The 26,388-nt window shown below is 65.8% G+C and carries 22 protein-coding genes; 8 read left to right on the forward strand and 14 right to left on the reverse strand.

Annotated features, from left to right (window positions below; genetic code table 11):
• The first annotated feature begins 6 nt into the window (after positions 1–6).
• Positions 7–897 (forward strand): N-formylglutamate amidohydrolase, encoded by an 891-nt coding sequence (locus N6H05_RS10895; RefSeq protein WP_502958968.1) that lies wholly within the window; start codon positions 7–9, stop codon positions 895–897.
• A 2-nt stretch (positions 898–899) separates the two neighbouring features.
• Here the strand turns inward: N6H05_RS10895 and N6H05_RS10900 are convergent, their stop codons facing one another.
• Entirely contained in the window at positions 900–2,753 is a 1,854-nt protein-coding gene (locus N6H05_RS10900) for an acyltransferase family protein (RefSeq protein ID WP_284113864.1), read from the reverse strand.
• A gap of 139 nt (positions 2,754–2,892) precedes the next feature.
• Between N6H05_RS10900 and N6H05_RS10905 the strand changes: the two genes are divergently transcribed.
• On the forward strand, positions 2,893–4,221 hold the full coding sequence (locus tag N6H05_RS10905) for a cytochrome P450 (RefSeq protein WP_284113865.1): 1,329 nt from the start codon (positions 2,893–2,895) through the stop codon (positions 4,219–4,221).
• A gap of 65 nt (positions 4,222–4,286) precedes the next feature.
• On the opposite strand, the gene N6H05_RS10910 is transcribed toward N6H05_RS10905, so the two are convergent.
• Both N6H05_RS10910 and N6H05_RS10915 read right to left on the reverse strand, forming a co-directional pair.
• The gene (locus tag N6H05_RS10910) at positions 4,287–5,657 is read right to left on the reverse strand and encodes a class II 3-deoxy-7-phosphoheptulonate synthase (protein ID WP_004208138.1); all 1,371 of its coding nucleotides are present in this window, start codon (positions 5,655–5,657) and stop codon (positions 4,287–4,289) included.
• A gap of 127 nt (positions 5,658–5,784) precedes the next feature.
• On the reverse strand, positions 5,785–6,150 hold the full coding sequence (locus N6H05_RS10915; protein ID WP_004208137.1) for a Rap1a/Tai family immunity protein: 366 nt from the start codon (positions 6,148–6,150) through the stop codon (positions 5,785–5,787).
• Positions 6,151–6,303: 153 nt separating this feature from the next.
• Here N6H05_RS10915 and N6H05_RS10920 point away from each other — a divergent pair, with 153 nt between their 5' ends.
• The gene (locus N6H05_RS10920) at positions 6,304–7,317 is read left to right on the forward strand and encodes a 2-hydroxyacid dehydrogenase (protein ID WP_284113866.1); all 1,014 of its coding nucleotides are present in this window, start codon (positions 6,304–6,306) and stop codon (positions 7,315–7,317) included.
• Here the strand turns inward: N6H05_RS10920 and N6H05_RS10925 are convergent.
• Together N6H05_RS10925 and cysS are read right to left on the reverse strand one after the other, a co-directional pair.
• A complete protein-coding gene (locus N6H05_RS10925; protein ID WP_284113867.1) occupies positions 7,298–10,186 on the reverse strand; it encodes a CHAT domain-containing protein in 2,889 nt (962 codons plus the stop codon). The two genes, N6H05_RS10920 and N6H05_RS10925, sit on opposite strands and share 20 nt — an antisense overlap.
• Before the next feature lie 63 nt (positions 10,187–10,249).
• The gene (cysS, locus tag N6H05_RS10930) at positions 10,250–11,752 is read right to left on the reverse strand and encodes a cysteine--tRNA ligase (RefSeq protein ID WP_502958969.1); all 1,503 of its coding nucleotides are present in this window, start codon (positions 11,750–11,752) and stop codon (positions 10,250–10,252) included.
• Positions 11,753–11,849: 97 nt separating this feature from the next.
• Here cysS and N6H05_RS10935 point away from each other — a divergent pair, with 97 nt between their 5' ends.
• From N6H05_RS10935 to N6H05_RS10945, 3 genes are all read left to right on the forward strand, one after another.
• On the forward strand, positions 11,850–12,611 hold the full coding sequence (locus N6H05_RS10935) for a MerR family transcriptional regulator (protein WP_284113868.1): 762 nt from the start codon (positions 11,850–11,852) through the stop codon (positions 12,609–12,611).
• A 251-nt stretch (positions 12,612–12,862) separates the two neighbouring features.
• Entirely contained in the window at positions 12,863–13,555 is a 693-nt protein-coding gene (locus N6H05_RS10940) for a Bax inhibitor-1/YccA family protein (RefSeq protein WP_284114209.1), read from the forward strand.
• A 2-nt stretch (positions 13,556–13,557) separates the two neighbouring features.
• Entirely contained in the window at positions 13,558–13,839 is a 282-nt protein-coding gene (locus N6H05_RS10945) for a TFIIB-type zinc ribbon-containing protein (protein ID WP_284113869.1), read from the forward strand.
• A gap of 78 nt (positions 13,840–13,917) precedes the next feature.
• Here the strand turns inward: N6H05_RS10945 and N6H05_RS10950 are convergent, their stop codons facing one another.
• Genes N6H05_RS10950 through N6H05_RS10960 form a run of 3 tightly spaced genes read right to left on the reverse strand, consistent with a single transcriptional unit; the run spans position 13,918 to position 18,268 of the window.
• Positions 13,918–14,313, reverse strand: coding sequence for a hypothetical protein (locus tag N6H05_RS10950; RefSeq protein WP_284113870.1), 396 nt, complete (start codon positions 14,311–14,313; stop codon positions 13,918–13,920).
• Positions 14,314–14,330: 17 nt separating this feature from the next.
• The gene (gene polA, locus N6H05_RS10955) at positions 14,331–17,129 is read right to left on the reverse strand and encodes a DNA polymerase I (RefSeq protein ID WP_284113872.1); all 2,799 of its coding nucleotides are present in this window, start codon (positions 17,127–17,129) and stop codon (positions 14,331–14,333) included.
• A gap of 47 nt (positions 17,130–17,176) precedes the next feature.
• Positions 17,177–18,268, reverse strand: coding sequence for an FUSC family protein (locus N6H05_RS10960; protein ID WP_284113873.1), 1,092 nt, complete (start codon positions 18,266–18,268; stop codon positions 17,177–17,179).
• Between the two features lie 105 nt (positions 18,269–18,373).
• On the opposite strand from N6H05_RS10960, the gene N6H05_RS10965 reads away from it, so the two are divergent.
• Positions 18,374–19,177 carry a transporter gene (locus N6H05_RS10965; RefSeq protein ID WP_284114210.1) on the forward strand — a complete coding sequence of 268 codons (804 nt, stop codon included), beginning with the start codon at positions 18,374–18,376 and terminating at the stop codon, positions 19,175–19,177.
• A gap of 2 nt (positions 19,178–19,179) precedes the next feature.
• On the opposite strand, the gene N6H05_RS10970 is transcribed toward N6H05_RS10965, so the two are convergent.
• Positions 19,180–20,328 carry a serine hydrolase gene (locus N6H05_RS10970; RefSeq protein WP_284113875.1) on the reverse strand — a complete coding sequence of 383 codons (1,149 nt, stop codon included), beginning with the start codon at positions 20,326–20,328 and terminating at the stop codon, positions 19,180–19,182.
• Positions 20,329–20,483: 155 nt separating this feature from the next.
• Between N6H05_RS10970 and N6H05_RS10975 the strand changes: the two genes are divergently transcribed.
• On the forward strand, positions 20,484–21,326 hold the full coding sequence (locus tag N6H05_RS10975; RefSeq protein ID WP_169860107.1) for an alpha/beta fold hydrolase: 843 nt from the start codon (positions 20,484–20,486) through the stop codon (positions 21,324–21,326).
• 115 nt (positions 21,327–21,441) lie between these two features.
• Here N6H05_RS10975 and nadB read toward each other — a convergent pair whose 3' ends face one another.
• The 5 genes from nadB to N6H05_RS11000 all read right to left on the reverse strand — a co-directional run bounded on the left by nadB (position 21,442) and on the right by N6H05_RS11000 (position 26,219).
• A complete protein-coding gene (gene nadB / locus N6H05_RS10980; protein WP_284113876.1) occupies positions 21,442–23,061 on the reverse strand; it encodes an L-aspartate oxidase in 1,620 nt (539 codons plus the stop codon).
• Between the two features lie 134 nt (positions 23,062–23,195).
• Entirely contained in the window at positions 23,196–24,125 is a 930-nt protein-coding gene (locus N6H05_RS10985; RefSeq protein WP_125997914.1) for an ABC transporter ATP-binding protein, read from the reverse strand.
• A 359-nt stretch (positions 24,126–24,484) separates the two neighbouring features.
• A complete protein-coding gene (locus tag N6H05_RS10990; protein WP_004210651.1) occupies positions 24,485–24,679 on the reverse strand; it encodes a hypothetical protein in 195 nt (64 codons plus the stop codon).
• Positions 24,680–24,710: 31 nt separating this feature from the next.
• Positions 24,711–25,649: a right-handed parallel beta-helix repeat-containing protein gene (locus N6H05_RS10995; RefSeq protein WP_284114211.1), complete on the reverse strand. Its 939-nt coding sequence runs from the start codon at positions 25,647–25,649 to the stop codon at positions 24,711–24,713.
• A gap of 258 nt (positions 25,650–25,907) precedes the next feature.
• Positions 25,908–26,219: a terminase small subunit gene (locus N6H05_RS11000; protein ID WP_284113877.1), complete on the reverse strand. Its 312-nt coding sequence runs from the start codon at positions 26,217–26,219 to the stop codon at positions 25,908–25,910.
• Positions 26,220–26,388: the final 169 nt, after the last annotated feature.

Genomic DNA, 26,388 nt, shown 5'->3' on the forward strand with positions numbered 1-26,388 from the left:
GCGGCGTTGGATCATTTTGGTACGTGCCCGCCGACCGAATCTGCGGCGGCCTATGATCTTCATGGTCCGGCCCTTCCCAATGGTCCCCTGATTGTGTCGGTGCCCCATGCCGGGCGCGACTATCCGCCCGAGTTGCTGGCGCTGGCACGGGTGCGGCCGGAGGTGCTGCGCCGGTTGGAGGATCGCTGGGCTGACCTGTTGGCACAACCGCTGATCGCCAGAGGCTATAACGTGCTGGTCGCGCGCGCGCCCCGCGCGATGATCGACCTCAACCGGCATGAGCGGGAACTGGACCCCGCCATGGTGACGGGCTTGCCGCGCGAGTTGCCGTTACAGAGCAGCGCGAAGCTGCGGGGAGGGCTTGGCCTCATTCCCCGTCGGCTGCCGGGGGCGCAGGAAATATGGCAACGGCCGCTGCCGTGGTCTGAGGCGCAGTGGCGGATCGAAACGCTGCATCGCCCCTATCATGCCCGACTAGCGCAGATGATGACGGCGGCGCGTGAACGGCATGGCCATGCCATCCTGATCGACCTGCATTCCATGCCCCCGTTGCCGCCACCCGCTGCCGGGCAGGCCGCGCCGGGGCTGGTGCTGGGGGATCGCTTTGGTCGCAGCGCCGCGACGCGACTGATGACGCTGGCCGCCGATGTCGCCGCCGGGCATGGCGTGCTGACCTCGCAGAACCATCCCTATGCCGGCGATCATCTGATCGAGCGGCATGGCCGGCCGGAGCGCGACTTCCATGCTTTGCAGCTGGAAATCGACCGCGCGCTCTATCTCGACGTCACGCTTGATCGACCGGGACCGGGACTGGCCCGAATACAGGGCGTGGTAGCGGCCATTGCAGAGGCGCTGGCGAACGAACTGCCGCGCAGCTACGCGATGGCGGCGGAGTAGCGCTATTGGTTCATCACCAGCCGGGCGCCGGCGACGCTCAGATGGTGGGAATCGAAATAGAGCGGCTTGCCGTCATGGATGATGGCGCAGCGGCGGGCATCGCATAGTCGCGCGATCGGATCGATCAGCATCACGCCCCGTGCCTGCCAGAGCGCGAAGAGGGCGCGCAGATTGCGGGTGCGGGCCTCGATCGTGGCGCGGTCTACGCCCTGCGCCTGCCCAAGATTGCCGGCGCGGGCGAGATGGGCCAGATGGCGCGGCACGTCGAAGGGCTGGGGCGGAACCGGGCCGATCAGGATGACCTGCCGTCCTTCGGCGCGGAGCGCGCGGATGGTGGCATCCAGTTTCGCGACGAAGGCGGGATCGTCAAATTCGCCATTGGCCCAGAAGGCGGCGAGATAGACGCGGCGAATGGCCGGATCGGCACGGATCGCGGCAAAGGCGGCCTGGTTGGCACGAGCGCAGCGGGCATCCTTGGGCGCGTCATAGCCCAGCACCGGCGGGCAACTGGAGGTGGTGCGCTCGATCAGGGCGCGGCCTTCTGCCCTGGCCCTGATCGACAGGGCATAGGCCATTTCGACGCCATGGCTGTCGCCCCAGAGCAGGGCGTCGGGCCGGACCTTGGCGGCGAGAACGCAGGGCTGGACACCGCGGGCGAACGTGTCGTGGCAGGCCTTGCGCGCGGGGCTGATGTCGGTGCGGCCGGCGGCGAGTTGCAGCACCTGGGGTGCAAAGCGCTGCGGCCAGCCGCCCATCGCCAGCAGCGCCAGCGACAGGAGGCAGAGCAGCGCCATGGCGCCGCCGGTGAACTGGAAGATGCGCCGGGCGGGGATGCGGCGGGCATCGCGGAAGGGGCGCTCGACGAAGCGCCAGGAGAGGGTGGCGGCGACGAAGGAGGCGGCCACGACGGCGATTGCCGTCCAGCCGGTCAGGGCCGCATCGGTCGCATATTCGGTGAAGACGATCAGTGGCCAGTGCCACAGATAGAGCGAGTAGGAGATGAGGCCCACGCCGACGAACGGGGGAAGGCTGAGCAGGCGTCCGACGCTGGTGCCCGGCGCACTGTGCAGCAGCAGCGCCGCGCCCAGCACCGGGGGCAGGGCGGTGATGCCGGGGAAGACGGTCTCGCGCGTGTAGAAGATGACAGCGAAGGCGACAGACAGAAGGCCGCTCCACGCAAGCGCCTCCCGCAGCCAGCGCGGGCGTGGGGCGGGTATGGCGCCGAGCGCCAGCAACGCGCCGGCGAACAATTCCCAGGCGCGGGTGGGCAGCAGGTAGAAGGTGAAGCCGCTGGTGTCGCGCTGGAGCGTAATCGCCAGTGCCAGCGAAAGCGCGGCGATCGCGCCGACGATCAGGCTGCGCCAGCGGGCGGCAAAGCGCGCGACCAGCATCAGCAGGATTGGAAAGCCGATGTAGAATTGCTCCTCCACCGCCAGCGACCAGGTGTGGAGCAGGGGCTTTACGTCGGCGCCGCCGGCGAAATAGCCGGTATCGGTGAAGAACCAGAGGTTTGAGGCGAACAGCGTGGCGGCGAGCGCGGACTTCGGCACGCCCTCGATATCGCCAGGTAGATAGAGCCAGCAGGCCGCCGCCAGCACGGCCAGGATCATCAGGCTGAGCGCCGGCATGATCCGGCGGAAGCGGCGTTCGTAGAAATGGACGAGCGAGAAGCGCTGTTCATCGACCTCGCGCGCGATGATGCCGGTGATGAGGAAGCCGGAGATCACGAAGAAGATGTCGACGCCGACATAGCCGCCGGAAAAGCCGGGCACATGGGCATGGAAGAACAGCACCGGCAGGATGGCGATGGCACGCAGCCCGTCAATGTCGCGGCGATAGCGACCCGCCCCGATCATGCTGCTTTCCTGTGGTGCCGACCCATGCATGGCGCTGTCCTAGCGCGAAAGCCCTGCGATTTGCTTTACCATTTTGCCGTCGTTGACAGCGGCATTGCGGGTGATATGATCCAATGTATATCATAAATGGGTGAGGATCATGCGCGACTACGCCACGGCGGACTTTTACAAGGATGTGGATCTGGTCGATGATCCCCATGCCTATTTCGACTTTCTGCGCGCCCAGGGGCCGGTGACGCGGCTGCCCCATCGCAATGTGGTGGCGGTGACGGGCTATGAGGAAACCATCCAGGTGATGCTCGATACCGAGCATTTTTCCAGCATAAACGCCGTGACTGGTCCGCTGACGGACTTGCCCTTCACGCCGCAGGGCGACGATATCGCGGCGGAACTGGAGGCGGCGCGGCCCAAGATCGCCTTTGCCGACCAGATCGTGACGGAAAGCGGCACCCGCCATGCCAAGCTGCGATCGGTGATCGGCAGCCTGTTCACCCCCAGCCGGTTGAAGGCGCTGGAGCCATCCCTCTATGCGACCGCCGACAGCCTGATCGACGAGTTTGCCGCCGATGGTAAGGTCGACCTGGTGCGCCAATATGGCGGCCCCTATGCGACGCTGGTGATCGCCGACCTGCTGGGCATCCCGGCCAAGGGGCGCGCGGCCTTCCGCGTGCTGCTGGAGGGGGCGGTGCCGGCCCAGATCGACGGGTCGCCCGAGGATCTGAAGCACAATCCGCTGGTCGGCCTTGGCAAGCATATGTTCCGCTACATCGCCTGGCGCCGCTTCCTGAACCATCCGGCGGTGTTGCCGGTGCGTCGGCTGCTGGGCGCGGACACGGAAAGGAAGGACATATTGACGACGCTGGCGCTGGCGAAGTTCCCGGATGGGACGAGCCCGACCCTGGTCGACCTGACGGCGATGGCGGCCTTCCTGTTCGGGGCGGGGCAGGACACGACCAACCGGCTGCTGGCCAACGCCTTCCGCATCATCGCCATCCGGCCGGATATCCAGGCGCAGTTGCGCGCCGACCCCAAGCGCATCCCCAATTTCCTGGAGGAGGTGCTGCGCTATGACGGGTCGGTGAAGAGCGGCGGGCGTATCTGCACGCGGACGACGGAGCTGGGCGGGGTCGAGATCAAGGCGGGGACGACGATCCTGATGTCGCACATGGCCGCCAATCGCGATCCGCGCCGTTTCGACAATCCGGCGCAGTTCGACATGGATCGGCCGCGCGCCAAGGAGCATCTGGCCTTTGGCCGGGGTGCCCATACCTGCATCGGCGCGCCGCTGGCCCGGCGCGAGGTGGCGGTCAGCATCGAACGGCTATTGGCGCGGATGGGCAATATCCGCCTGTCCCCGGCCCATCATGGGGCGGGTGAGGCGCTGCGCTTCGATTATGAGCCCACCTATATATTGCGGGCGCTGCGGCACCTGCATCTGGAATTCGACCCGATCGCGGATCCCGGCTGAACAGGGGGCAGAAGCCGGCTGGGCCGGCCCCTCCTTGCGATTCGGAGGGGCCGGTTCCTTTTTCGTCAGGCCGCGGCGCGGCGTTCCTTCAGTTCCTCGTTCAGCATTTCTGCCAGCAGGAAAGCCAGTTCCAGGCTCTGCGCCGCGTTGAGGCGAGGATCGCAATGGGTGTGATAGCGATCGGCCAGACCTTCGTCGGTGATCGCGATCGCACCGCCGGTGCATTCGGTGACATTCTGGCCGGTCATTTCGGCATGGATGCCGCCACCGAACGTCCCTTCGGCGCGATGCACGGCAAAGAAGCCGCGCACTTCGGCCAGGATGCGGTCGAACGGCCGCGTCTTGTAGCCATTGGCCGCCTTGATGACATTGCCGTGCATCGGGTCGCAGGACCAGACCACCGAATGCCCCTCGCGCTTCACCGCGCGCACCAGCTTGGGCAGGCCGGCCTCGATCTTGTCATGGCCATAGCGGGTGATGAGCGTGATGCGACCGGCTTCCCGCTTCGGGTTCAACAGGTCGAGCAGGCGCAGCAGTTCGTCGGGCTCCAGCGTGGGGCCGCACTTCATGCCGATGGGATTGCCGATGCCGCGCAGATATTCGACATGCGACGACCCTTCGAAGCGGGTGCGGTCGCCGATCCACAACATGTGCGCCGAGGTGTCATACCAGTCGCCGGTCAGGCTGTCCTGACGGGTCAGCGCCTGTTCGAACGGCAGCAGCAGCGCTTCATGGCTGGTGTAGAAGCTGGTGCCGCCAAGCTGGGGCACGCTGTCCGCGTCCAGGCCACAGGCGCGCATGAAGTCGAGCGCCTGGCCGATCTGGTCGGCCATCGCCTCGAACTTCGCGGCCCAAGGGCTGCGGCCCATGAAATCGAGCATCCAGCCATGCACCCGGTCGAGGCTGGCATAGCCGCCGGTCGAGAAGGCACGCACCAGGTTCAGCGTCGCCGCCGACTGGTTATAGGCGCGGATCATCCGCTGCGGATCGGGCTCGCGCGCTTCGGGCGTGAAGGCGATGTCGTTGACATTGTCGCCGCGATAGCTGGGCAGTTCCACGCCACCGATCGTCTCGGTATCGGCCGAGCGGGGCTTTGCGAACTGGCCCGCCATGCGGCCGACCTTCACCACCGGCAGCTTCGAGGCAAAGGTCAGGACGACCGCCATCTGCAGCAGCACGCGGAACGTGTCGCGGATATTGTTCGGATGGAACTCGGCAAAGCTTTCGGCGCAGTCGCCGCCCTGCAGCAGGAAGGCTTCGCCGTTCGCGACGCGGCCAAGATCGGCCTTCAGATTCCGTGCCTCGCCCGCAAAGACGAGGGGCGGAAACTGGCCAAGCTGGGCCTCTACCGAGGCAAGCGCCTCCTGGTCCCGATAAAAGGGCATCTGGATGCCCTTATGCTCCCGCCAGCTTTCCGGCGTCCACTTCGCCGCCACGTCGAGTCTCCTTCACGTCAAAAAAATAGGGGCCGCATCTACGCGCAACCGCCCGGCAGGGCAAGTTTATAGCGGTTGTGGCGCCTCTTCGCGCAAGGATACTATCGATCAGACTGATCGAGCGGCTTTATTTCTGGCAAGGATAGCGATCGTTGAGGGCGATGCTGACCAGCGCCGAGGCGGCAGCGCCGCGCTGGTCGGGGTAGCGCTCCAGATAGGCAACGACGGTGTTTTTCACATCCTCGGCCGCCATCCGCTTGGGCCAGCAGACGGTGCGGGCGCGGCCCAGGAACATTTCCTTGCGGATGCCGTCGGTCGCCCCGGCGATGTATGCGGTGCAGGCGAGCTTATATTCCGGCGCCTTGTTGCGGCATTTGGCGAGCAGGCTGGTGCCGGTCTCGAACATGTAGATGCCGCCTTCGTCCGATGCGGGCGGTGGCGGGGGAACCTTGCTCGATGACGCGGCGGCGATCGCCAGCAGAAGCGCAAACATGGGGGCGGGGCACTCATATCGGATCGTTGAGGATGCGACGCAAAGTGCCGTCTTTGCGATAGCCTGTCCAACCGGACTGGCCGACATGTAAAACGGACTGGCTCAGTATAGGCCGCGGCTTGACGATGACGGGCGGGCGGGCACTATGGCGCCATGCGCATCGCGATCTTCGGCACCAAGGGTTATGACCGGCATTTCCTGTCGGCCGCCAATCAGGGACATGAACTGCATTTCCTGGAACCTAGGCTGGACGCGGACACCGCGAGCCTGGGCGAAGGGTTCGAGGCGGTTTGCGTGTTCGTCAACGACCGGCTGGACGCGGCCGTGCTGGCCAAGCTGGCGGCGGGCGGCACGCGGCTGATCGCGCTGCGCTGTGCCGGCTATAATAATGTCGATCTGGTCGCGGCGGCGGACCTGGGGCTGACGGTGGTGCGGGTGCCGGCCTATTCGCCCCATGCGGTTGCCGAGTTCACTATTGCTCTGTTGATGGCACTCGACCGGCGCATCCATCGCGCCTGGGCACGGGTGCGGGAAAATAATTTCGCGCTCGACGGGCTGATCGGCCGCAACCTCCACGGCAGGGTAGCGGGCGTGATCGGCACCGGACGGATCGGCGCGCTGGTCGCCCGCACGCTGAAGCTGGGCTTTGGCTGCGAGGTGCTGGCGAGCGATGTGGTCCAGGATCCCGAACTGCTGGCGATGGGCGTGCGCTACGTGTCGCCACGCGAGTTGCTGGAACAGGTCGACATCGTCTCGCTCCATTGTCCGCTCACCCCCGATACCCGCCATATCATCAATGCCGACGCGATCGGCCGGGCGCGCGATGGACTGGTGATCGTCAACACCAGCCGCGGCGCGCTGATCGATACGCAGGCGCTGGTGGCGGGACTCAAGTCGCGCAAGATCGGCGGCGTCGCGCTCGACGTCTATGAGCAGGAGGCGGACCTGTTCTTCGAGGATCTGTCCAACGAGATCATCGAGGATGATCTGTTCCAGCGGCTGCTGACCTTCCCCAATGTGCTGGTCACCGGGCATCAGGCCTTCCTGACCGAAGAGGCGCTGGCCAGCATTGCCGAGACGACGATGGCCAATATCAGCGATTTCGCCGCCGGTCGTCCGCTCGCCAACCGGGTCGATCCGCAAGCGGCTATTGCCCCACGAGGATGAAGGGCGCCCAGACATAGGGCTGCACCGCGTCCGGCTTGCCGGACCGGATCAGCTTCAGCATCGCCCGTTGCAACGCCACCCCGCGATAGGCGCCACGCCGGTTGGCCTTGACCGTCTCGACCGTGATGAAGGTGCCGGCATCGTCGCGCACAGGCCAGTGCGACACCAGCAGGGCGCCGGCGCCGGCATAACGAAACGCCTGGGCCAGGCCGGAATAGGTCGGCGCCTGGGCGCCGCCGCCGGCGGCGGTGTTGCAGGCGGACAGGATCACCCAGTCGGCGCCGATCCGCATCTGCGCCACTTCCGATGCCGTCAGTATCCCGTCATTGCCGGAATCCGTATCGGGGGGCGACAGCAGCAGGGCCGGTTCGTCCAGTCCCTCCATCTGGCCGCCGACCAGCCCATGGGCGGCGAACAGCATGACCGAATAGGGGCGCAGGTCGCTGGTGCGCAGGATCGCCTCGCTGGCGTTCGCGCCGATGAGCAGCCGGGCATGATCAGGGCCGAAATAGCGCGCGACCGATCGCAATTCCTCGGCCGATCCGGGCAGGGGCGGCAATTGCGCCAGCGTGGCTGCGCCGCCGCCGCGTTGCTTGAGGGCGATGGCCTGCGTCTCCTGCGAAAAGGGCAAGGGCGCGCCGATGCCCAGCATCCGGTCATCCTGTGCCGCCAGCTTTTGCGGCACGACCGGGCGGAAGCCGCTGTCGATCCGCAGCGCATAGCGCCGGATCAGCCAGGGTGTGTTCCGGTCGATATGCTGCACCGGCTTTTGCGGCAGCATGGCAAAGGGCAGGGCGGCGAACGCGCCGGTCGGCACGACCCGCAGGCGCTGCGCCTTGCCCAGCGCGGCCTGGACATCGGGCGTGAAGATCTGGGTGTAGAGGATATGAGCGCCCTCCTGGTCGAAGCCGGTAGCGCTCAGCGATGTGCGCAATCGCGCGATCCGGCCGACCAGATCGGCGCGCGTCTCCTGCGCCCGGATGATGGCGGTCCGTTCGCGGCTGACGGCCAGGATATAGACGCCGTCAAAGGCCGGCGTCACCGCCAGCAGCGCCTCGTCCGCCGCCAGATTGGCTTGCAGCGATGTCAGGTCGGGCAGGGCGCCGCCGCGCGCCTCCAGCCATCGGGGGAAATCATGGGCGATGGCGGTGCGGTCGGCATTGACCTCTTTTGCCAATGTCGCGCGACTGGCGCGTGCGGCGGCGACGCCTTCGTCACGGGCGAGCGCCTGCAGCAACAGGCTGTCGGCGGACTGTAGCGCGCGGGTCCGGTCCTGCAGCGCGCGGACCCGGCTGCCCAGCGCCGGGTCGTCCACCATCCGCTGCGCGACCAGATGATTGGCCTGGACGATGCCCGACCCGGCAAGCAGGGCCATCGCGTCCATCGCCAGACCCGCGTCGCGCGCCTGCGTCGCGATCGCCAGCACGCTGTCCAGCGCGGCGCGCTGGTCCTCGGTCAGGGCGCCGTCCTCCTGCAGGCTGAGGCTGGTGCGCAGCAGCGCGATCAGTCGGCAGGCCGCATCGACGCTATCGCCGCCATTGGCCCAGGCGGACAGCATGCCGGCATTGGCGATGGCGAAGCCGGGCAGATTGTCGAGTTGGCGGGTCTCCCGGTCGAAATCGGCAGCGGCAGCGCGCGCCTCGTCCATCCGGCCGGCCTGGACCAGCGCCGGGATCAGAAAGGGATAGACGCGCTGCCCCATGTCGCGATCCTCGGCGCTGCCGGTGCGGCCACGCGCCAGCGCGGTCTGTAGCCGGCTGATCGCCGCGTCCCTGTGGCCCTGGGCGAAGGCGGCGACGCCGGCAAAGGCCAGCGCGCGTGCGGACTGCGGGCTGGTGTCACCTTCGATGTCACGAAAGCCGCGCTCGGCCTCCAGGAACAGCGGTTCGGCCTCGTCATAGCGTTCCAGCGGCAGCAGCAGATTGCCGAGATTCTGCAGCGCGAAGTCAAAGGCGAGACTCTTCGTGCCGCTGGTCTCGCGCTTGATCGCGATCGATCGTTCCAGATAGGCGAGGCTTTCGTTGCGCCGCCCGGTGCGCGAGAGCAGCAGGCCCAGCGCTTCGAGCGCGCGGGCATAATTGGGGTGCTTGCGATCGACATGGTCGGTTGCGGTATCCACCGCCAGTCGGGCATAGATTTCCGCCTCGGCATCGCGATCCGCGCGCGAGAGCATCTGCGCATACATATAATAGGCACCGACCGCGTCCGCGCTGTTCTGGCCGCTGGCGGCGACCCGCGCCTCCATGCTGCGGCGCTGCGCCTCGACCGCCTCGCTGTTGCGGCCGAGGCGGGACAGCGCCTGGGCATGGGCAAAGGCGATGTTGGACTTCAGCATCATCGCCGATTCATCCAGCGCCTTGGGATCGGTGCGGGCGAAATAGCCGTCAATATAGCGGCTCGCTTCAGCCAGCGTCTCGACCCCGGCGCCGATCTGGTTCAGCGTGACCTGGACATAGCCTTTTATCGACAGGCCCTGCATCCAGTAGATCGGATAGGCGTCGCGGAAGGGCGACAGCAGGGCAAGGCCGCGGTCCGCATGAGCGAGCGCGTCGGGGTTGCGGCCATCGATCTGGTCCATCGACGACAGGTTGATGAGCGCCACGCCGGCCAGCGGATGGGCCTGACCCTGCACCTTGCTGTGGGATGCCGCGGTTTCGAGCGCTGTCCAGGCGTCGCGCGTCTTCTGCGACATGGACAGGGCATAATCGTCGCTCTCGAACAGCGCGTCGGCCTTGTCCTCCAGCGCGTAGAGCCGGGCAAAGCGCGGATCATCAGTGCGGAAGGCGGGCTGCGGGGCGGCGGCAGCGGGCAGCAGCGCGGGGCCGGCCAAGGCCAGCAGCAACGCGCCCGCGCGCGCGGAAAACAGCATGATGCGCCCCACTTTTCTCGACCCGATACCGTCTTGGGTCGAACCCAGGACGGCGTCAAGCCATCAGGCCAGCGTGAGGCGCCAGTCCCAGCGCAGCGGATCGCCGTCCATCACCTCGACCCCGCGCGCGATCAGCGCGTCGCGAATCTCGTCCGACAGGGCGAAATCCTTCTCGGCGCGGGCGGCAGTGCGGCGTTCCAGTTCGGCCTCGATCTCCTCGGGCGTGATCTGTGCATCCTTGGGCTGCACCCGCAACTCGGCGCGGGTCAGGTCCAGCAGGCGCAGGCCCAGCGCCTGGTCGAACGCGGCGATGAGGCAGAGCTTCTCGCCGACCGGCACCTTTTTCATGCTGATCGCTTCCTCCAGCAGCGGCAGCGCGCGCGGCGTCATCAGGTCGTCGGCGATCGCGGCGTCGAACTGTTCCAGCAGCGGCACCAGCTTGGGGTAGAGATTGGCACGCAGATAATCGAGCGTCACCGACTGCCAGGTGATGCCCTCGGCCCGGCTTTTCAGCCCCTCGACGCCCATGACCAGCCGCTTGAGGCGGGTCAGCGCGGCGGCCAGATTATCGGCGCTGAACTCCAGTTCGCTGCGATAATGGGCGCCCAGGCACAGCAGGCGATAGGCGATCGGATGCACGCCGGCGTCGACCAGCGAGAAGAGGGTGGTGAAACCGCCCTTCGACTTCGACATCTTGCCCTGTCGGTCGACCAGGAAATTATTGTGCATCCACCAGCGCGCGCCGGTGAAGTCGGGCTGCGTGTCGGTGCAGCCGCAATAAGCCTGATTCTGCGCGATCTCGTTGGGATGATGGATCTCGCGATGGTCGATGCCGCCGGTATGGATGTCGAACGGCTGGCCGAGGCGGGCCTGGCTCATGACCGAGCATTCCAGGTGCCAGCCCGGCGCGCCCTTGCCCCAGGGGCTGTCCCATTCCATCTGGCGCTGCTCGCCCGGCGGCGACTTGCGCCAGATGGCGAAGTCGCTCGGGTTGCGCTTGCCCGCCACCGGGTCGATGCGGGCGTGGGCGGCATCGTCGCGACCGCCGGCCAGCGCGCCATAATTGGGCACGGTCGAGCTGTCGAAATAGAGGCCGCTCTCCAGTTCGTAGCAATGGGCGTCGGCGATCTTCTGCGCAAATTCGATCATCTGCGGCACATAGTCGGTCGCGACCGTCCATTCGCTGGGCGCCATGATGTTGAGGTCGGCGATATTGGCCTTGAACGCCTGCGTATAATGGGCCGCAATGTCCCAGATGCTCTTGGCGCTGGCGCGGGCGGCCGCCTCCATCTTGTCGTCGCCGGCATCGGCGTCCGACGTCAGATGGCCGACATCGGTGATGTTGATGATCTGGGTAACGTCCAGCCCCTTCCACAGCAGGGTGCGGCGCAGCGTGTCGACGAACACATAGGCGCGCAGATTGCCGATATGGGCATAATTATAGACGGTCGGGCCGCAGCTATAGACGCGCGCATGGTTGGGCTCGATCGGCGCGAACGGCTCGATCGACCGGGTCAGGCTGTTGAACAGGCGCAGGGGCGCATCGCTATGCTGGTCTTGGCTCATGGCGCCAGCCATGTCGCGAGACGGCGCGATCGTCAACGGGTCGGACACCGCAAAAAAGCGCTTGAACTTGACCTTGGGTCAAGCGGTAGCAAGGGGCATGACCGATATATTGGATATTGCCGCCGTCGCCCGCGCCACCGGCCTCACCAGCCGGGCGCTGCGTTTCTATGAGGCGCGCGGGCTGGTCGCACCGCTGCGCACCGCGTCCGGGCGGCGGTTGTTCGGCCCGGCCGAGCTGGCGCGGTTGCATGAATTGCTGGCGCTCAAGCGGGCGGGGCTGAGCCTCGCCCAGATCAAGACCCTGTTCGACGGCCGGCCGATCGACCTTGGTGCGCTGCTGCGCGCGCAGATCGTAGCGATCGACGCGCAGGCGCAGGAACTGGCGCAGGCGCGCAGCCATCTGGAAACCGCCTTGTCCCGCATCGACCGTGGCGAGCCGCTCGATGCCGCGACCCTTTGCTCGCTGATCCGCAGTGGAGAAAGCATGACCATGCAAGAAGAATGGAAGGCGGTCAGTGGCCGCTATATCAGCGCCCAGGCCGAGGCCGACTTTGCCGAGACGATGCCCAGGATGCCGGCCGATTTCGATCAGGCGGCCTATAGCGCGCAATGGGCTGACCTCACCGCCCGGATAGAGGCGGCGCTGCCGCTCGACCCGGCAAGTGCGGCGGCAGGGGCCTTTTATGACGAATGGCAGGCGCTGCTCGCGCCCTTCACCGCCATCGCCACGCCGGCGATGATGGAGGGGGTGACACGCATGTACGATCATGTCGACGAGTGGAAGGAGGAGCGGCAGCCGCCCTTCGCCTCGGAAGTGTGGGACTTCATCCGCAGCGTCGGGGCGGCGCGGCAAATGTAATAAATTGTTGCTCGGTTGGTGGCGCCTTGCGCGATCGTCCGGGCGACCCGATATTGGCTGTGCGGACCGGGCCCCTCTGGCGACATGGATCTCTTCCCCCTTGATCCAGGTCGCGATGTCGGACCGCATCGGGTGCGCCCGGTGCAGGTTTTGTGGCAATTCCCCCCTCTTTTTGCCGCAGGAGACCGCACCGGGCTCACTCGAACCATCTTTTTTATGGAGTGAGTGAAGCCGTGAACAATCCCGTACGCATGCCGGGCTATGGTGCCAGCCAGACGGCGCAGACCGATGCTGGCCTGCGCGCGCACATGCTCGGCGTTTTCCGCAACATGGGCATCGGCCTGGTCATCACCGGCCTGGTCGCCGCCCTGGTCGGCAATAGCCCGGTGCTGGCCGCTGCCATCTTCGGCACGCCGCTGAAGTGGGTCGCGATCTTCGCGCCGCTGGCCTTTGTCTTCTTCTTCAGCTTCCGCATCGACAAGATGACGACGGCTGGCGCGCGCACCGCCTTCTACGCCTTCGCGGCGGTGATGGGCGTGTCGCTGGGCAGCGTCTTCCTGGTCTTTACCGGCGGCAGCATCGCCCAGGCCTTCTTCTCGGCGGCGGTGATGTTCCTCGCCATGGCGCTCTGGGGCTATACCACCCAGCGTGACCTGACCAAGATGGGCAGCTTCCTGATGATGGGCCTGATCGGCATCGTCGTCGCCAGCCTGATCAACATCTTCATCGGCTCGTCGGCGATGGCGATGGTCATCTCGATCATCGGCGTGGTGGTCTTCACCGGCCTCACCGCCTGGGACGTGCAGCGCATCAAGTCGGAATATTTCTACTATGCCGGCCATGAGGTGGCGCAGAAGATGCAGGTGATGGGCGCGCTGTCGCTCTACCTGAACTTCGTCAACCTGTTCCAGATGCTGCTGAGCCTGACCGGCGAGCGCGAATAAGCATGCGGGATCAGGCCACCGTGTCGGCCATGCTCTGCCCGGTCTGCCATGTGGGGCTTCACATGAGCGACCGGCAGGGGGTGGAGATCGACTATTGCCCGCAATGTCGCGGCGTTTGGCTGGACCGGGGCGAACTCGACAAGATCATCGAGCGCTCGGTTCTGCCGGCCCCGGCGCCCGCCGCGCCGCAGATGAGCTACCGCCCGGACCGCGAATATCGTCAGGACGGGCGGGGCTATCCCAAGAAACGCAGGAAGAGCTTTCTGGAAGAGCTGTTCGATTGAGAAAAAGGCCGGTCCCGATGGGGGCGGCCTTTTTTTATGAAAAATAACGTTGCAAGCCGTCTATCCAGATCGATGATCTCATTTGTCCGCCAGACCAGATAGTTCGATCATGCGCTCGTTGTAATGTTTCGTATATTCATATGATCCCAACTGAAAGCAGCGCCGATCCGATCCGTAGACATCGGATGTGCCCTCAATCGCACGTATTCCGTTTCTCCTGACGAGTTCGCCGTATGTGCGATCGAAGTCCAATTGCCCAATTCTGTGCGTGGAAACGAGAAGAGTGATCCCGTTTATGCCCAGAAACCGCCTGTCGCCGGTCTTGGCCGCCAAATCAGCCTCACGATGTGGATCTGCCCCAGCCTTAACATCCTCAAGCTCGCAACCCAAAGCTTTGATGGAATCGGTATATACCTGCTTCGCAGCGTCTGATGGATCGCCCGAATTTTTCGAACAGGCGGTCATCATAAGCATTGCGAGGGCGGTGTATCTCAATGCGCCGCGCCCCAACTCGGGCCGGTGCCGATTTCCACGCCCAGCGGTACGGACAGGCTGACCATCGGTTCGGCGGCGTTTTCCATGACCTGGCGGATCACCTTGCTGGCGGCCTCGACATCGGCTTCGGGCAGTTCGAACACCAGTTCGTCATGTACCTGCAGCAACATGCGCACGCGCGGCAGGCCGGCGGCTTCGAGTGCCGGGCCCATGCGGGCCATCGCCCGCTTGATGATGTCGGCGCTGGTGCCCTGGATCGGTGCGTTGATCGCGGCGCGCTCGGCGCCCTGCCGTTCGTGCTGGACCGGTGCCTTGATGCGCGGGAACCAGGTCTTGCGGCCGAACAGGGTTTCGGTGAAGCCGTTGGCCCGCGCCTTTTCCAGCGTCTCGTTGATATAGACGCTGATGCCGGGGAAGCGCTCATAATAGCGGCTGATCATGTCCTGCGCCTCGTCGGCGCTGATTTCCAGCCGGCCGGCCAGGCCCCAGCGCGAAATGCCGTAGAGGATCGCGAAGTTGATCGTCTTGGCGCGGCCGCGCGTGTCGCGATTGACCTCGCCGAACAATTCCATAGCCGTTCGGCTATGAATATCCTCGCCCTGTTCGAACGCGTCCTTGAGCGCGGGCACGTCGGCCATGTGTGCGGCCAGGCGCAGCTCGATCTGGCTATAGTCCGCCGCCAGGATGACATTGCCGGGTTCGGCGACGAAGGCATGGCGGATCTGCCGGCCGATCTCGGTGCGGATCGGGATATTCTGCAGGTTGGGATCGGTCGAAGACAGGCGGCCGGTCTGGGCGCCGGTCAGCGAATAGCTGGTATGGACCCGGCCGGTGTCGCGGTTGATCTGCTGCTGCAGCGCGTCGGTATAGGTCGATTTGAGCTTGGAAAGCTGGCGCCATTCCAGCACCAGTCCGCAAATGGCCGAGCCTTCGGCCTTGAGCTTCTCCAGCACGGTGACGTCGGTGGAATAGGTGCCGCTCTTGCCCTTCTTGCCGCCTTTGAGGCCCATCTCGTCGAACAGCACGACGCCGAGCTGCTGCGGCGATCCGATGGTGAAGGGATGGCCGGCGAGTTCGTGGATTTCGGCTTCCAGGCCGGCGATCGACTGCGAGAAGCTGCCCGAGAGACGGGACAGCGCTTCGCGGTCGACCTTGATCCCCTGCCGCTCCATGCCGGCCACCACCGGGATCAGCGGCCGATCGACCAACTGATAGACCCGCGTCGCGCCCTCGGCCGGCAGGCGGCCCGACAGCTTGTGCCACAGGCGCCAGGTGACTTCGGCATCCTCGGCGGCGTAGGCGGTGGCCTTGTCGAGCGGCACATGGGCGAAGCTGATCGCCTTCTTGCCGGTGCCGGTCACTTCCTTGAAGCTGATGCATGTGTGATTGAGGTGGACGCTCGCCGCCTCGTCCATGCCATGGCCGCCCAGCGACTTGCCGGCGTCGAGGTCGAAGCTCATCACCATCGAATCGTCGATCGGCGTCACCTCCAGCCCGACGCGAGCGAGGACGTTGAGGTCATATTTGATATTATGGCCGACCTTGAGCACCGCATCGTCGGCGAGCAGGGGCTTGAGCAACCGGATGGCGTCGTCGAGCGCGATCTGCTGCGGCACTTCGCCGAACATGTCGTCAGCGGAGCGATGGGCGAGCGGGATATAGCAGGCGCGGCCCGGCCCGGTGGACAGGCTGATGCCGACCAGGCCCGATTCCATGCTGTCGAGCGCATCGGTCTCGGTATCGACCGCGACCACGCCGAGCGCGCGGGCTTCGTCGATCCAGATCTGCAGCGCCTCGACCGTGGTGACGGTTTCATAGAGGGCGCAGTCGATCGGCGGATGCTCGACCTCGACCACCGGGGGCGGCGGTGGCGCGTCGGCGCTGCCGGTCGCAGCGGCCGTGCTGGCGACCGCAACCGTAGCGGCCGGCGCGCCCAGGCGGTTGAGCAGGGTCTTGAAGCCATGATGCGACAGGAAGGCCTGCAGCGGCTCCTTGGGAATGCCCTTCAAGGTCAGGTCGTCCAGCGGCTCGGGCAGGTCCATGCTGTCATGCAGCGCGACCAGCCGGCGCGACAGCCGTGCCATGTCGGCATGGGCGATGAGGTTTTCCTGCATCTTCGACTTCTTCATCGAAGGGGCCGCATCCAGCGCCGCTTCCAGCGTGCCATATTCGGTGATCAGCTTGGCCGCGGTCTTGGGGCCGATGCCCGGCACGCCCGGCACATTGTCGACGCTGTCGCCCATCAGCGCCAGCACGTCGCCCAATTGCTCGGGCAGCACGCCGAACTTGCCCATGACATAGTCGGCGCCGCGCCGCTCATTCTTCATCGTGTCGTACATGTCGACGCCGGGCTGGATCAGCTGCATCAGATCCTTGTCGGAACTGACGATGGTGACATGCCAACCGGCGCGCACGGCGGCCTGGGTGTAGCTGGCAATGATGTCGTCCGCCTCGAACCCGGCTTCCTCGATGCAGGGGAGGGAGAAGGCACGGGTGGCGTCGCGGATCATCGGGAACTGGGGGACCAGATCCTCGGGCGCGGGCGGCCGGTTCGCCTTATACTGATCATACATGTCGTTGCGGAAGGTGTGGCTGCCCTTGTCTAGCACAACGGCCAGATGGGTCGGTCCCTCCGCCTTGCCCAGCTCCTCGGCCAGCTTCCACAGCATGGTGGTATAGCCATAGACGGCGCCGACCGGCTGGCCGTGCTGGTTGGTGAGCGGCGGAAGCTGGTGATAGGCGCGGAAGATATAGCCGCTGCCGTCGACCAGATAGAGATGATTCTGCTGAGACATGGGGCAGGGGATAGCGGGGATTGGCGCGCCGCTCCAGTGCCCGACGCTTATACCCCGCCGCTCTCGCCGCTGGTCGGGATTGTCGTTTCGTCGGCGCGCCGGCCGCTCAGCAAATGGCCGACCAGTAGTACCGGCATCAGCACGGCCATGCCGATGAAGATCGCCATCAGCCGCTCGACGCCCGGTTCCAGCACCAGCTGGTCATAGCGGTCGGGCACCAGCATCACCAGCACCGCCAGGGTGAACTGGGTGCCGACATAGCGATGGGTCGGGTCGCCATTTTCCAGATGTCGGCCCAGCATCACGCCGATCGCGGTGGCGCCGAGCAGCAGCGTCATATTGTCGGCGCCCGCGACCAGGAAGAAGGCGGCGAACAAGGCGCCGCCGATGCAGCCGATCATGCGTTGCAGGATGCGCTGGCTGACCGGGGCGAGGCCACTCGACCCGATGCCGGTGACCGGCAGCAGCATGACCGCCATGATCATGATCGCCCCCTGCGCCAGCGCGGGCACAGGAATCCAGGCGTTGAGCGCGACCAGTAGCGCCAGCGCCACGCCGGCCTGCAGCGCATGGCGCAGCGAATCCCCGTGCCAACCCGCACCGGTCGCGGCGGGCGTGCGCTTGGCTGGCCAGCGGCGGCGCAGGGTCAGGGTGGAGGCGAGGCTGACGATCAGGCTGGCGGCGATGCCGGCCAGCGTTTCCAGCACGCGGGTCTGGACGAATTCGGGCAGGGCGATCGCGGGATGCTCGATCTTGTCGAGCACGACCATCGCATAGGTCAGGCCGAAGAAGAGCCAGGCATAGGAGCGGCGCGAGGTGATCGCGGCATAGAGGCTGATCGTTCCCATCAGCGCCAGCGCTGCTGCGGCAGCGGGCCAGTAGCCGACGATGAAGGGCGCGCTGCCGAGTGCGATCAGGCCGCCCGCGACCGTACCGACGATCCGCAGCACGCCGCGCGCCAGCGTCTCGGCGGCATGGCCGCGCATCACCATATAGCCGGCAAAGGCGGCCCAGGAAACATGGGTGGCGCCGAGCAGATGGGCGAGCAGGATCGCGCCCAGCACCGACAGCGCGCATTCCAGTTCATCGATGGTGCGCGGCGTCACCCGGTCGAGCAGCGAGGAAAAGGGGCGCGGCATAGGAACTTAGTGCCGCAGCGGGACAGTAAAGGCCAGTGCGGGATATTTGCTGCTTCCTATCCGTTTCGTTGCGCTGGAAACAGATTGGGAAGGGGAGGGCATGTGATGCGGGCATGGGGCGCGGCGATGCTGCTGGCGATGGCGGCGCAGTGTGGCGTAGCCTGGGCGCAGGACGCGCGGGAATTCTGCGCCGACCGGCCGGGGCTTGATACCCCGCCCTGCACCATGGCGCCGGGCAAGGTGCAGGTCGAACTGGGGCTGGGCGACTGGACCCGCGAGCAGGATGGCGAGAGCCGTGTCGACACTGTGAACTTCGGTGACGCGCTGCTGCGCATCGGCCTGACCGACAGCATGGAAGCGCAACTGGGCTGGACCGCCTTTGGCCATGTGCGCACGCGCGATCGGGTAACCGGCGCGGTCAAGACGGACAATGGCATCGGCGACATGCGCGTCGCGCTGCGGCAGAATTTGCGCCATCCGGATGGTGCGGGCTTTTCGATCGCGGTCATGCCCTATGCCAGCCTGCCGACCGGCGGCGATGCGATCGGCGAGGGCGACTGGGGCGCCGGGATGCTGGTGCCGATCAGCTATGATCTGGGGCAGGGTTTCAGCCTGTTGGCGACGCCGGAAGTGGACGCGGCGGTCGATGAGGATGGCGATGGCCGGCATCTGGCCTATGGCAGCGTCGCGGGACTGGGCTTCGATATCAGCGACAGCCTGTCCGGATCGATCGAAGCGTCGCTGATGCGCGACGATGATCCTGATGGTCATGCCACCCAGGCGCTGGCCGGGCTGTCGCTGGGCTGGCAGGCGGGCGACGACATGCAGTTCGATGCCGGCGCCAATCTGGGCCTCAACCATGACAGCCCCGACGCCGAACTCTATGTCGGCGTCGTGCGGCGTTTCTAACCTCAGCGCTTCTCGTGATTGGCGACCACGGCCTTCGCGACGGCCTGCATCAGCTGCCAGCGTTCCGGGATCGACACCGTCGTGCTGCCGATCATCACCGCCACGGCATAGCTGGTGCCGTCCGGCGCGGTCATGATCCCGACATCGTTGAAGCCGGTCGATCGTGGCGGCAGATCCTGTCCGGTGCCGGTTTTGTGCAGATAGGTCCAGCTATGGGGAACACCGCCCTTGATCCGCTGTGGCCCGGTCTTGGCTTCTTCCATGATCCCCATCAGGAGGCGCGCGGAGGCTGAGGACAGCATGTCGCCTTCCTTGAGCTTGGCCAGCGCCTGCACGATCGACGCCGGCGCGGCGCCATCGGGCGGGCTGGCGAGATAATTGTCGAGCGCCTTCTGCCGGACCGACATGGGGAGCGCGGCGCGGGCGGCGTAGAAATTGCGGCCGATCGAATAATCCTGCCGCCAGTCGAGGCCGGCGGTGGTCGATTGCAGCAGGCGTTCGCCCGGACCAAAGCGGATATTGGCGATGTGGCGGCGTGCCAGATAGCCGCGCACCGCGTCCGGCCCGCCGACGGCGCGCAGCAGCGTGTCGTTGGCGGTATTGTCGCTCTGCGTCATCGCGCGGCGCATCAGGTCGGAATAGGTTGTGGTCCAGCCGGTCGCACCCACCATCGCCGCGCTCGGCTGGTGGAACAGGGTCAGATCTTTCTTCGTGATGGTGGTCGAATCCGCCAGGCGGATCTTGCCGCGATCGACCGCGTCGAGGAAGGTCATCGATACCCACAGTTTCGACACGCTTTGCTGCGGGAACAGGGCATTGCCATTATAGGCGACGGTCCAGTCCGAATTGACCCGGCGCACCGCGATGCCGACCTTGCCCCGGAAGCTCTGGCCCAGATTCTGGATCACGCTGACAAGCGCGGGCGAGGGCTGCTCGCGCTGGTCGATATCCTTGTAGGGGGCGGGGGGATTGGCGACCTGCTTGATCGGCCAGGTGTTGGTCGTGGGCTGCACGGTCTGGCGCGGCGGATTATTCGGTCGCGCGCTACTGGCCTGGGCACCCGGCTGGGGTGGCGCGCCGACGCAGGCGGACAAGGCAACCACCGCAAGCACAAGGCGCGACGAAACGCGCCTGCTATCTTTCGAACTCATCACTAACCCCGCACTTCAAGTCGTTACAAGGCGCGGTGACCCGTATTGCAGGCAAGGACGATGCGACGAATGATTCCGGATTTGCGGTGTAAGGAGTCTGAACGGCGGAACGGCGCTCAGTTGCGGTTCAGCGGCGGGACGGCAATAGGGAGCGGATGACGGATGGACTGATGGATCGACGCGGCCTGCTCTGCGGCGCGGGCGCACTGGCGGCAGGGTGGGCGATGCCGGCACTGGCGGCGGATTTTGCCTCGCGCCGGATCATGGTGACGGTGCGCGGCAGCGGCCGGGACGTGCTGCTGATTCCCGGCCTTGCCAGTGGTCCGGGCATCTGGAACGGCGTGACGGGGCAGATGCCCGGCTATCGCTGGCATCTGGTCCATGTCCGCGGCTTTGCTGGCCTTGCTGCCGACGCCAATGGCAGCGGGCCGGTGGTGCAGCCGGTGGCGGACGAGATTGCCCGCTATATCGCTGCCGCCGGATTGCGGCGGCCGGCGGTGGTCGGGCACAGCATGGGCGGCACGCTGGCGATGATGCAGGGCCTCAAAGGCCTCGCCAGCCGGGTGATGGTGGTCGACATGCTGCCCGCCGGCGCGGCGATGGTCGGCGGCACCGCCAATGGCATGGGCTATCTGGCCGACCAGCTCAGCCAATATTTCACCGGCACGGCGGCCGGGCGCCGCTACCTCGCCCAGATCGTCGCGCAGGCGCCGGGGGCGGAGGGCAGCAATCCGGAGGTGATCGCCACCGCGCTGCGCGACCTGGCCAATACCGATCTTGGCCCGCAACTCGGCCGGATCGGGGTGCCGATGTCGGTGGTCTATGCCGTCGGCGCGGACCAGGCCCAGTCGGTCGAGATCACCCGCCGCTTCCGGGCCGCCTATGCGGCCAAGAAGGACGCGAAGCTGATGCCGATCGGGCCGAGCGGCCATGTCGTGATGGCCGACCAGCCGACCCGGTTCAACGCGGCGCTGGGCAATTTCCTCAAGGGCGTTTGACCTCGATCAAAGCGCCGGTCTGGATCGGCGCTAATTTGGTCGGCGAGACGACGCCCCTGGCGTTTGCTCCTCCTCCCTTCAAAGGCGCGGCTGCCCGGCCGCGCCTCTTTTTTGGTCAGGGCGCCAGGACCGTGTCGACCGCTTGCGCCAGCGTCTCGGGATAGTCGAGCGTGTAGTGGAGGCCCCGGCTTTCCTTGCGATGGAGCGCCGAGCGGACCACCAGCCGGGCGACTTCCAGCAGGTTGCGCAGTTCGATCAGGTCCGGCGTGACCCGGAAATTGCCGTAATATTCATCGACTTCCTTCGACAGCAGGTCGATGCGATGCTGGGCGCGCTCCAGCCGCTTGGTGGTGCGGACGATGCCGACATAGTCCCACATGAAGCGGCGGATTTCCTTCCAGTTGTGCTGGACGATGACTTCCTCGTCGCTGTTGGTGACGCGGCTTTCGTCCCACGGCCGGATCGGCGGCGGGGCGGGCAGTTCGTCCCAATGGGCGCGGATATGCTTGGCCGCAGCCTCGCCGAAGACGAAACATTCGAGCAGCGAGTTGGAGGCGAGGCGATTGGCGCCGTGCAGGCCGCTTTCGGTCACTTCGCCGGCGGCATAGAGGCCGGGCAGGTCGGTGCGGCCATCCAGGTCGATGATGACGCCGCCGCAGGTATAATGCTGCGCCGGGACGACCGGGATTGGTTCCTTGGTGATGTCGATGTCGAGATCGAGCAGCCGGGCATAGATGGTCGGGAAATGCTGCTTCACGAACTCGGGCGGCTTGTGGCTGATGTCGAGATGGACATAGTCGAGACCGAGGCGCTTGATCTCATGGTCGATAGCGCGGGCAACCACGTCGCGCGGCGCCAGTTCGGCGCGGGCGTCGAAGCGGGGCATGAAGCGCTCGCCACCGCCGGGCACGCCGGGCGGGAGCTTCAGGTGGCCGCCTTCGCCGCGCACCGCCTCGGTAATCAGGAAATTCTTGACCTCCAGATTATAGAGGCAGGTGGGGTGGAACTGGTTCATCTCCATATTCGACACGCGGCAGCCCGCGCGCCAGGCCATGGCGATGCCGTCGCCGGTCGCGCCACGCGGCGCGGTGGAGAAGAGATAGGTGCGGCCTGCGCCGCCGGTGCAGAGGATGGTCGCGCGGCCAAGGATGGCGTCGACATGGCCGGTCTGCTTGTTGAAGGCATAGACGCCCCAGACATGGCCGTCGCCCGAATAGCGCTCGCCATGGCGCGAGGTGATGAGGTCGACCGCGACCATATCCTCCACCAGGGTGATGTTGGGATTGGCGCGCGCGGCCTTGAGCAGCGCGACCTGCACGGCATGGCCGGTGGCGTCGTCGACATGAACGATGCGGCGATGGCTGTGGCCACCCTCGCGGGTCAGGTGCCAGCGTTCGCCGAACTCGTCGCCATCCCCCTCTTCATTGGGATTGAAGGGCACGCCCAGTGCCGCCAGCCGCTCGATCGCGGCGGGGGCTTCGGAGACGACAAACTCGACCGTGTCCTGATCGTTGAGGCCGGCGCCCGCGACCATCGTGTCATGGACATGGGCCGCGAAACTGTCACCCGCGTCGAGTACCGCGGCAATGCCGCCCTGCGCCCAGTTGGTCGACCCGCCATCCAGCGCCCCCTTGGCCAGCACCACCACCTTGCGGTCCTGCGCGAGGTTGATGGCGGCTGTCAGCCCGGCCGCGCCGGAACCGATGATGACGACGTCATGGGTGATGGTGGGCATGAACTGGCCTTCTATTTCCCAATATCCGTTCGCCCTGAGCGAAGTCGAAGGGCCAAGCCGAACGCAGTGAGGTTTTGCCTTCGCTACGCTCAGGCGTGGGCTTCGACAAGCTCAGCCCGAACGGAGACTTTTGGTCACGCCGCCGCCGTCAGGTTGAGGAAGACATCCTCCAGGTCGGGGTCGCGGGTTACCACGTCGACGATTGCGAGGCCGCCGGCCTGCACCGCGCTCAGCACCTGGCCCGCATTGGCGCGGTTCTTCATATAGGTTATGGTGAGGGTGCGCTCGTCGGTCAGTTCGACCTTCTCGAAGCTGGGGTCGCTGGGCGGCGTGGCGATGTCGCGGTCGACCGTCACCTGCACCACCTTTTCCTGCGCCATCGCGATCAGCTCGCGGGTCGGCTTGTCGGTGATGACCCGGCCATGGTTGATGATGCCGATGCGGTCGCACAGCTCCTCGGCCTCTTCGAGATAATGGGTGGTGAGGACGATCGTCACCCCCATGGCGTTGAGTTCCTTCACATAGGCCCAGAGCTGCTGGCGCAGTTGCACGTCGACGCCGGCGGTGGGTTCGTCCAGCACCAGGATCGGCGGCGAATGGACCATCGCCTTGGCCACCAGCAGCCGGCGCTTCATGCCGCCCGACAGGGTGCGGGCATAGGCATTGGCCTTGTCCTCCAGATGGACCGCGCGCAGCAGTTCCATCGAGCGGCGCCTGTCCTTGGGCACGCCATAATAGCCGGCCTGGTTCTCCAGCGTCTCGAACGGGGTGAAGAAGGGATCGAACACGATCTCCTGCGGCACGATGCCGATGCTGTTCTTGGCATTGCGCGGATTGGCGTCGATGTCGAAGCCCCAGATGCTCGCCGATCCGCTGGTCTTGTTGACGAGGCCGGCGAGGATGTTGATCGTGGTCGACTTGCCCGCGCCATTGGGGCCGAGCAGGCCATAGATCTGGCCGCGCGGGATGGTGAGGTTGATCCCGTCGAGCGCGCGCTTGCCGCCCTTATAGACCTTGGTCAGGTCGCGGATCTCGATGGCGGCTTGCGCAGGCTGGTCGGTCATGGCTGATCTCTATGGGGATCGAAGCGGGGGAAGGGAAGGGGGCGTTCCCCGATTGGCGACCTTGATTCACCTTTCAGGCCGCTTCGACCCGAAAGGATCAAGGTCTTGAACGAGGCGACAGTCGAAAGTTCACAGTGTCGTGCGTCGCGATTTCCGGGCGATTTTGGCAGAAACGCGCCGGTGAAGCGGCAGGGTGGCCACACCCAAGCGACAGCCAGCCGGCATTTACCGACCGATCGCCCCCCTGCGCTGGCGCAGATTACGCTCGATATTGGCACGCGGCTCGAACCGATCAGCAAGCGGCGGACAGCTTCATGCCAGACCACCCAATGCCAGCGGGCCGGCATGTCGTAAGCGGGTCAGCTTTCGATCAGGTCGAGATAGGCGACGACATCATTGTCGGTGGCAAGGAACAGGCCGTCCTGCACCTCCTGCGGCTGTTGCTCGGCGACGCGCAGGGCTTCGCTCAGGGGGCCATACAGGATCGTCATCGCCGCGCCGTCGTCGCCCAGATGATAGAGGCGGACGGTCGCGCTGTCATAGGTGGTGCGCATCGCTCTTCCCTAACAGATCAGCGCGGCAAAGTCAGCGCCGGTCCTTGATCTTCATGCTGGGGGCAAGCTGGTTCTGGCCGATCCGGACGACATCGTCGGTGAAATTGGCGACGAAGGTCGAGCCGCGCGCCAGGCCCGGCACGAAGCCGGCCTTGTTCCCTTCGATCACCAGGGCGCTGCTGTCATTCTCGCGCCCTTCCGGTGCGACGGTGATGAAGGCCGACCAATTATCCTTGTCCTTGCCCTGCACCATGTCGTTGCCGACGATCTGGCCGCTGGCCCCATTGCTGAGGTCGATCATGTAATTGGTGAGATGGCCGCCGCTGTCGTCGAAACTATTGTCGCGGATATCGACCTGTGCCGCGCGGCTCTTGAGATAATGGCCGCCATCGCCCTGGTCGAAGCGCGAACGGGTGACGGTGAGGCGCGCAACCCGGCCGATATAGATGCCATGGGCGCAGTCGAGATCGCGGTCGCAACGACCCAGATGGCGGAAGGTCGACTTGTCGATCATGACCGTGGCGCCGCGATCCTCATTGCTCAATATGCCCTGCTCGCTGTTGCGGAACAGGCTGTTGCTGACGGACAAATTGCCCTTTTCCAGGCGGATGCCCGACCCATTGCCGTCGGGGACACGCAGATTCTGGAAGATCAGACCATCGACCATGGTCGCGCGGCCACGCAGCACCAAAGCCGCTTTCCCTTCGCAGATCGTCCCGTCGAAGATCGCGCTGCCCGGCGTTGCCGCCTTTATCGTCACCTCGCCGCCATTCTGCACCGCGCACTGGCGATAAGTGCCCGGCGCGACGATGACCGTGCCCTTGCCATCGCCGATCGCGCTGATCGCATCGGCGAGCGAGGCAAAGCCCCGTCCATTTTCGGCAAGGGTGAACGGGGCCGGCGCGCTCTGGGCAAAGGCCGACGCGGTGATAGCTGCGGACACCAGCAGCAGGGTCGAGAGGATGCGCATGGCCGGGACGATAGGCCGATATCGGGCCAAGGCCAAGGCGCCTGCGCAACCCGATCGCGCCTGCCCCGCTATGGGACAAAAAGGATGGAGAGAGGTCCGGATCAGGGTCATCATCGGGTCATCCTGGCGAAGTTCATACCGTTCATACGGCGCAAAAGCGGACGAAAATGGCGCTCATGCGCCTGTGACGCGCCGCTCATGCGCCAGTCGGGTCAGGCCGGCGCGCCTCCAGGGTCACAGTCGCGCGCCTGTGACGCATCAGCGACGCGACTGGGTGGTCACGGCCCGCGCCGCCGGATCGGTGAAGGGATCGGCCAGACTCTGGGCATGGAGGGCAAGCGCGCGCGCCCAGGTCCGATCGAACGGCGTGCCGACCAGTCGCTTGCGGAGGCGATGCGCGCTGGCGGGCGACATGCCGGCCGCCCGTGCGGCCTGTGTCACATTGCCGGTCGCCAGCAGACTGGTGAGAAAGAGCCTCTGCCGTTCCGGCGTCCAGCGGACAGGCTCGACAGGAAGGCTGTGGGGCGGGATCGCGCCGGGCGCGGGCGGATTGGGGCCGTACTGTTCCATCGACAAGGATAGATCAGACGAAATCCTATTTTGGAAGGGGAAAGAGGCACGTGCCCTTGATGGGGCAGTCGAGCGGAGGGGCGGCGGAAGCGGCTCCTGCTTTCGGATGTTTCGAACCTCGTTCCGCTACCGCTCCGCAATGCCTCATTCGACCGCCAGCCTCTGAAAC

The organism is Sphingobium sp. WTD-1 (assembly GCF_030128825.1).
Taxonomy (GTDB): domain Bacteria; phylum Pseudomonadota; class Alphaproteobacteria; order Sphingomonadales; family Sphingomonadaceae; genus Sphingobium.